Origin of the sequence: Dubosiella newyorkensis, assembly GCF_001945605.1 — a bacterium.
Taxonomy (GTDB): Bacteria; Bacillota_I; Bacilli_A; order Erysipelotrichales; family Erysipelotrichaceae; genus Dubosiella; species Dubosiella newyorkensis.
Genome location: NZ_MPKA01000076.1, coordinates 1 through 7194, shown reverse-complemented (window position 1 = coordinate 7194; position 7194 = coordinate 1). Strand labels below are relative to the sequence as shown.

At 37.8% G+C, this 7194-nt stretch carries 5 protein-coding genes and 1 pseudogene; 5 read left to right on the top strand and 1 reads right to left on the bottom strand.

Features of this window, described 5'->3' with window-relative positions; genetic code table 11:
- The 5 genes and pseudogenes from BO225_RS07510 to BO225_RS07490 all read left to right on the top strand — a co-directional run.
- On the top strand, nt 1–528 hold a 528-nt coding region (locus BO225_RS07510), incomplete at its 5' end, for an RNA-guided endonuclease InsQ/TnpB family protein (protein WP_143356796.1).
- A gap of 29 nt (nt 529–557) precedes the next feature.
- Nucleotides 558–800 (top strand): annotated as a pseudogene (locus BO225_RS07505) (4Fe-4S dicluster domain-containing protein); the annotation flags it as partial.
- Nucleotides 801–955: 155 nt separating this feature from the next.
- The gene (locus BO225_RS07500; protein ID WP_076341632.1) at nt 956–1672 is read left to right on the top strand and encodes a LytR/AlgR family response regulator transcription factor; all 717 of its coding nucleotides are present in this window, start codon (nt 956–958) and stop codon (nt 1670–1672) included.
- Complete coding sequence (locus tag BO225_RS07495) at nt 1669–2529, top strand: GHKL domain-containing protein (RefSeq protein WP_076341631.1); 861 nt, start codon at nt 1669–1671, stop codon at nt 2527–2529. Before BO225_RS07500 ends, BO225_RS07495 begins: the two co-directional genes overlap by 4 nt.
- Nucleotides 2523–3338 (top strand): hypothetical protein, encoded by an 816-nt coding sequence (locus BO225_RS07490; RefSeq protein WP_076341630.1) that lies wholly within the window; start codon nt 2523–2525, stop codon nt 3336–3338. The genes BO225_RS07495 and BO225_RS07490 overlap by 7 nt, the downstream gene beginning before the upstream one ends.
- A gap of 12 nt (nt 3339–3350) precedes the next feature.
- Here the strand turns inward: BO225_RS07490 and BO225_RS07485 are convergent, their stop codons facing one another.
- Nucleotides 3351–6626, bottom strand: a complete 3276-nt coding sequence (locus BO225_RS07485) for an Ig-like domain-containing protein (protein ID WP_076341629.1) — start codon at nt 6624–6626, stop codon at nt 3351–3353.
- Between the last annotated feature and the right edge of the window lie 568 nt (nt 6627–7194).

Here is a 7194-nt window from a genome sequence, read left to right as displayed (position 1 = left end):
AGTCTTTTTCATATTGCTTTGCCATTTTTCATTCCTCCTCATTCTGGAATTCAAATTGTTCTTCTTATGACATTCTACCACTTGAATTTTCAGAGGTTTAAGGGATGCACCATTAATACTAAATCCAATCTGTACGTAAAGGGAATGGTCAGAAATCACAGGCTGGCAAAAGCCATCTCGGATGCCGGGTTTGGCAAGCTCCGTCAGCAGCTCGAATATAAGTGTGCCCAGAGAGGCCGGAAACTCACAGTCATCAAAAGATTCGAACCGACATCGAAAAAATGCAGCCATTGCGGGCATGTAAAAACCAAGCTTGCCCTGAGTGAACGTACTTATATCTGCGAAGCCTGCGGGATGGTCATGGATCGTGACCTGAATGCAGCAATCAATATACTGGCCGCCGGGAGTGCTTCGGAGGCCGAAAACGGACGCGGAGAGGACGTAAGACCATCTTTATCGGCAGACCTCTGTGAAGCGTCAACCAGGCAAAGCCTGGAGCTGTCCCTGGCAACGGGGCATGAAAACTAAAACAAACCAGTTTTCAACGGTGTGGGTATTGTATGCCTTGTCCTGCAGGGATCGTAATCAATCAGTGCGCTAGGATGTCGTTGATGGTGCGTCGGGCGCCTTCTCAAAATTGGCTTTCCGAGTCTTGGCAAAACGAGATGGCAAAGATCGAGCAATGTCTGCATTGTAATCAATGCGCTTCAAAGTGTCCTTATAAATTGGATACGCCAAGTTTGCTGGAAAAGAATTGGGAGGATTATCAAAATATTCTGAGCGGCAAAACAAAGCTTTGAGTGAAAATAAAGAGATAGGTCTATATCGGCTATAGCGGATATAGACCTTTTTCTGTCCGAATAGAATATCAGTTTAATTGTATTTTTTTGCATCATTCGCTTTCCTCTTTTTTCCTCTTGTTTTATAATTCTATAAAAAAGAAAGTTGGAAGAAGATGAAGTTTGAAATCATTGTTTGTGAAGACGATCGTTCGTTCCGTCAAGATTTGATCCAATGGATCGAGTGTCGGTTTCCGTCGGCTTCGGTTCTTGGTTTTTTAGATGGCAAGGGTCTGTTGGAGCATGTTCGCTTTCATGAAAAGAAGCGGATCGTGATCGTTGATATCGTTTTGGCAAAAGGTGAAGATGGGATCGTTTTGGCAAAAGCGATCAAGAAGATCGATCCGTTGTGTGTGATCATTTTTATGAGTTCTTTTTTAGAAAAAGCATGCGATGTCTATGAGGTGGAGCATTGCTATTTTGTGTATAAGCCACAAAAAGAAGCTCGTTTAGAGCCTGCTATCCTCAAGGCGATCGGTTTGCTCAATGAGTTGTCAAGTTCGATCGTCGTCCATACGAATTCTTCGATCGTTCGTTTGGATCCGAATGCGATTTATTATTTGGAGCGGATCAAGCGGTATACGCTTGTGCATATGGAGGAGCAGACGCTCAAGATCAAGGAGGATCTTGAAGCGTTGTCTCAAGTCCTTCCGATGTCGTTTCATCGTTCGCATCGGGCGTTTGTCGTGAATTTTGATCACGTTTCTTCGTATATGGTGCGTGATTTGAAAATGCGGGATGGCGCTTTGCTTTCGGTTTCGAGAAGTTATCAGCGTTCGATCAAGGAGGCGTTTCATCAATATTTGATCGAGTCTAGGGAGTTGGAGAAATGAAATCTTCGTTTTCGGTTCGATGGTTTCTTGTCGCCTATTTGATCGTAGAAGGATTACTGATTTCCGTTCTTTTTTGGGCGAAACAGAATTCAGGAAAGAGTATTTTGCCAATCATGATGTGGGCGATTTTTCTTCTTCTTTTTATTTCTATCTTTTTTTCAGTTCGATTGTTTTGTCAGCTCGTTTCCAAGATGGAGGAAGATGCCCATCAGCAAGCATTCGAGCTCCAGGTCAAGATGGAGAATGAGCATATTTTAGCGACGATGAAGGCGGAAGAAGATATGGCTCGTTTGAAAAAGAAATTAAAAGTGTGCATGCAAGAAGAAGGATGCGAGAATGGGGATGAAGGTCGATGGAGAGAAAAGATCGATGTGGCTCTTGATGAAGAGCGTGATTCGCTTTTTATAAACTATTGTCCCAATCATCTTGTGGATTCGCTTCTTTATCACAAGGCTCTAAAGATGAAGGAGGGCGGGATCGAACATTCGATCGTGGCTGCGATTCCGAAAGAATTGGCTTTGGATGATTTTGTGTTGGTGAGCGTGTTGACCAATTTGATCGATAACGCGATCGAGGCGACGCTTTCTTTGGATCACGAGCGCAAGATCGATATTCATTTATTCGTTAGGGCGAACGTTCTTGTGTGTAAGGTCGACAATACGGTCTTGGAGAATGTTTCGATCGAGAAAGGTCGTTCGACAAAGAAAGAGAAAATGAAGCACGGTCTTGGTTTGTTGATCATCGAGAATGCTTGTCGTAAGCATGGTGGTTTATTTTCACAAAAGATCGAGGATGGTTGGTGTAAAAGCACGGCCACGTTGTGTTTGGATCGAGAAAACGAGGTGGATGAATGCTGATTTGGTATTTGATCGCTGTTCTATTGCAGACGGCGATCCAATCCGCTTGGTTTGCTTGTTATTTGCATTCAAAACGTCCTGTTTTCTATTTTTTGATCATTTGGGTCGTTTCGGTGGTTCTTTTTGTTCCGATCAATTTATGGCTTTCAAATGTGGATGTCATTCTTAAAAATTTGGTGAATTGCTTATTTTTTGGTCTTCTTTGTCGTGTGCTTTTTTGTAGGGAGAGCTGGAGGCGGATCGTTCTTGCGATCTTGTTGTATGAGACGATCTTAATTCTCGTGGAATTGTTTGGCCAGTGTATTTCCTATCTTTCTACAAAAGCGTTTTTTGATCTTTTCTCTTTTACTCAGCTTCAAATTGTATTGACTTGGGCAACGACTATTGAGATGGCTTTCTTGACGATCCTTTTTTTGCGTTTCTTTTCGAATCTCGATTTAACAAACCTGAAAATGTTGAGTTATTTGGCTACGCTTTTGCTCAATACGATCTTGCAGGTCCTGCTTGTGTTTGAAGTGAGCATGGTCCATCAAAATATGTTTTTTGATTCTTGGTATTGGATCATTGTCGTTTTGTTGTATGGGCTCAATCTTTTCACGCTCTTTTCGCTTAGTCGCTTTGTCAGAAAAGAAAGAGAGAAAAAAAGTTTGAAGAGCCTCGAGGCTGTCTATCGTGAGCAGCTGCGTTATTATTTGCGCTCGGAACAACCGGATGAAGAGTGGCGTAGGCTTCGACACGATCTGCTCAACTTCATGGAGCAAGAACACATTCAAAAAAAGAAAGAATCAGATTTCTCGCATGAGGTCTGATTCTTTTTTTGTTTAATGGTTCCGTTTCTTATGAACGATCCATCCAAGGCCAAGCAAACTGAGGATATTCATCCATATGGAGCTGCTCTTCTGAATGGCGATGCCAGTTTCTGGCGAGTGCTTTATAGATGATCCATTCACTTTTTCGATGGTCGATTCCGCTTTTACAGGAATGACTTTGGTTTCGTTTCCTTTGTTTACCATCGGCTTGATAACTGGCGTATTATTTGATGGTTTTTCGTCTGGTTTATTCGTATCCCCAGGATCGTTCGTATCCGGTTTCTTGTTTGGGTCATTAATCGGTGGAGTTGGCTTTTCTGATGGATTCTTATCATTGATTGGATCATCCGTTTTATCTCCAATTTCATTTAGATTGCTTACTGTAATTATTACCCTTTTTTTTGCTCCATCTACCGTATAGGCCCAAATCGTGGCTGTACCCGATTTTATGGCTGTAAGAATTCCATCATCAGAAATGCGAATAATATCTGAATTGCTGGTGGACCAGTACACATCGCTTATAGTAGAATCGGATGGATTTAATACAGTATAAATAGGTTGCGATTCTCCTGGAGCCATTACCCTATTCTTAACTTTTAAATCGATCGAATCGACCTTTTGATATTTTTGCGATTCTCTTAATACCGGTTCATAAACCATTTTCTTCAAATCGTTTTCTGATAAAATCAACTTTGCATTTTCGTCGATATGTTTGATTGATATCTCTGTTCCTTTCTCAATCGGAATATTATTGATTGTTTTATATCTTGATAATCCATTTTCATCTTTATACATCACAAGATAATCAACACATCCCGTTGAATAACCGACAAGTTTTAAAGAATACCCAGTCTCTGGATTAAATGTCAGAATTTTATTATAGTCATCTACTAATTGATCGTATTCCACGTTATAACGCAATCCGTCCAATTGTTCTGCCATTTCCTTTCCGTCTTTGATGGTAAAAAGATAACCCCCATTTTTATCGAATACTTGAATATCCACCGGACATGAAATGTTAACCGTGACACATTTCTCCATCAGTTTTCCTAAATCCCAATACTTGTTCTGAGATTCAATTCCTTCTTGAATGGTCTTACTTAATCGAATTAATTCTTCATTTTTATTCATCCAAATATAATCCAGATATTTTTGTAATGTCTTTTCTCCGCCGATTCGTCCTTCGGCTAAAATATCAAGAGTATACAAATATTCATAAGCCGCATTATCAGCATCGACATTGTTTTGTGAAATCAATGATTCTGCGAATTTTGTGTTTTTAGATATAGTCCAGGATGAGAGCGCTTTATTGAGATAGGTATAACACCTTAACTTATCATAAGACTCTTGCATACTGCTCACGTTAAACAGAGCATTTCCAGCAAATTTTCCTAAATCAAATCCGGTTTTTATAATATTTAAAATAGGAACTTTAGTGCCCGCAAATTTGAGAGCTTCATTGATTGCGATGTCCGTACCTTTCTGAATAGCATCTTGAAGAACATATTCTAAAGAACTAAATTCACGATAAATCAATGCTTTGACTTCTTTCGAAGCGTTGACCATTGCCTTCAATTCACAGTTTTTTTCTATATAATCCAACATTTCAATATAATACTTATTCGCATTGGCTAAAGCATTGAATTTACTAAAATTATTCATGGTATCTTTCGTTACCATGATTCCATCGACAGCATATCCGAATTTCTTTAAATATTCACTTGCTTTATTCACATATTCGCTTGATTTATAAAATCTATTAAAAAAATCTGAGATCTTTTTCGCTGAGATATTTGAGCCATTTTTAACCAGAATATCCAATACATCGTCTATCTTTCCGCTAATCAACGCTTTTGAAAACTCACTGCTATCTTGTAATGAAGTAATTTCTTTGTTCAGTTGATTAAGTATTCCCGCATCTTCCAAATGTTCATTCATTTCTTTTGCTAAATACCATTTCAGTGCTTCGCTTAATTTTTTGACTAAAGAAAACCCTTCTTTCTCTGCAGACATTTGAGAAATAATATCACTTGAATTATAAATATATCCAATCAGAATATCCGTCGCGAGATCTTTAGATGCCTCACTCGCAATGATCTCCTTCCAACCATCTAACCCTCTAAAATAGAGATCTGAATAGGCTTTCGCCAGCGCTGTTCCAAATTTTGGATCTTTTTCAGAAACAAGCAGCGAAGCCGTGAAATTACCATCTTTCGTCAAATACTGAATCATAGAATTTTTAAATCCCGGGCTATTCAGTATCTGATAAAGTTCCTTATATTCAAAATGGCCTTTTTGAAAGATTTCTAAAGTAATATCTTTCATATTTAAATTTTTGATTACTAACGAAGAACTCTCATCTTTATACACTTCCAAACTTGGATACAATGTAAAAGTGATCGTAAATTTTCCATCCTTAAATTCTTTTTTGATATCAACTTTAGCCGAACTATTATTCTCCCATTTTAGTTTATCGAGAATTTCATTTGCCAGCTCATCCGAAATAAACTCCGATTCTGCGGTTAAAGTAACTTCTTTCTTATCTTGATCGAGAGATACTTTAGATTCCGATAAAGTAAATTTAGGAATAACCTTACAGTTCACTTCAGATATTATTTTATCCCCAAGTTTTAATCCAAAGCTTGTTTCTCCACCTTTAAGAGCTTTTACAGAAAGAATATTTTTTGCGATTCCTTGCGCGACATTTGTTACATTCCATTCTCCTAGAAAAATATCCAACATACTTTCATTATCATTGAATACAACAATACGGGATAATTCTTCCTTCAAGCTTTCTGGAGAAGTAGCAATATACGTCTGTTCAATAAAATCTAAATCATTTTCATGATAGAAAGAATCATAAATCTGTGTTGGAATATCAGGTTTATTTTCTTCACCTTTTTCCAAAGCTTTTAACATTTGCTTTTTAAAATCTTCATTTAGATCCACCACTATATGACTCACGACGACCCCGTTATTAAGCCGTAAATTTAATTCCATTTTTTCTTCAGAAATTCCGCCATAAATATCTGCTGTCCAAATATCACCCAATGTCTTATGTTCGATCCAATATCCTCCATTGTAGCCTAAAACCGAAAAAATAGGATTTTTTAATTCTATAATATAATTTTTTTTATCGGGAAAATCTTCACAACTTATAAAACGCATTCCTAGTGGGCTTAGTCGTGATTTATAGCATCCATTATTATTTTTTGTATAAACATAAAAATTCTCTTCTTGAAAAATCAACATTTCACCATCTTGATTGGTAAACGTTAAATTTCTCATATTGACATCTCCATAACCATCTTCTATTGAATAATCTCTAAAACGGTTAGTGTCATCAAAATTATATTCAAACATTTTATTCGTATATATCTCAGTATCACTAAGATTAATTTCAAATTCACTTATTATGTCCTCTTTTAATATTTCTGATTTATTTCCAACTACTCCATTCGATTGTTTCTTCTCTTCTGCAGTAGAAATATCTTCATCAATTTTAATCAGTTCATCCTTCGTCTCTGATTCTGTTGCTTTGGCACTATCTGGTACTATGTCAAGTTTGAGGACAATCTAAATTTCTGTTTTTGACAAATCCGAAAAAATTTGTTCCGCTTTCCATTGACTACGGGCCCCATCCCTAAGAACCCATTTCTTGTTGCTTTTCAAACTCCCAGCTTTTGCTGCAGCTTGAAAAGCCCCAAGCTTATCTTAGGGATCCCCATTGTCAATGACGCTTCTCAATTTTTTTCTAAACGCATCTTTTTCAATATCTTGTAATTTTTCTCGTATTCCATCGGGGATTCGTATCCGCAATGGGAATGGATCCGGATCGTATTGTAGAATCCTTCTA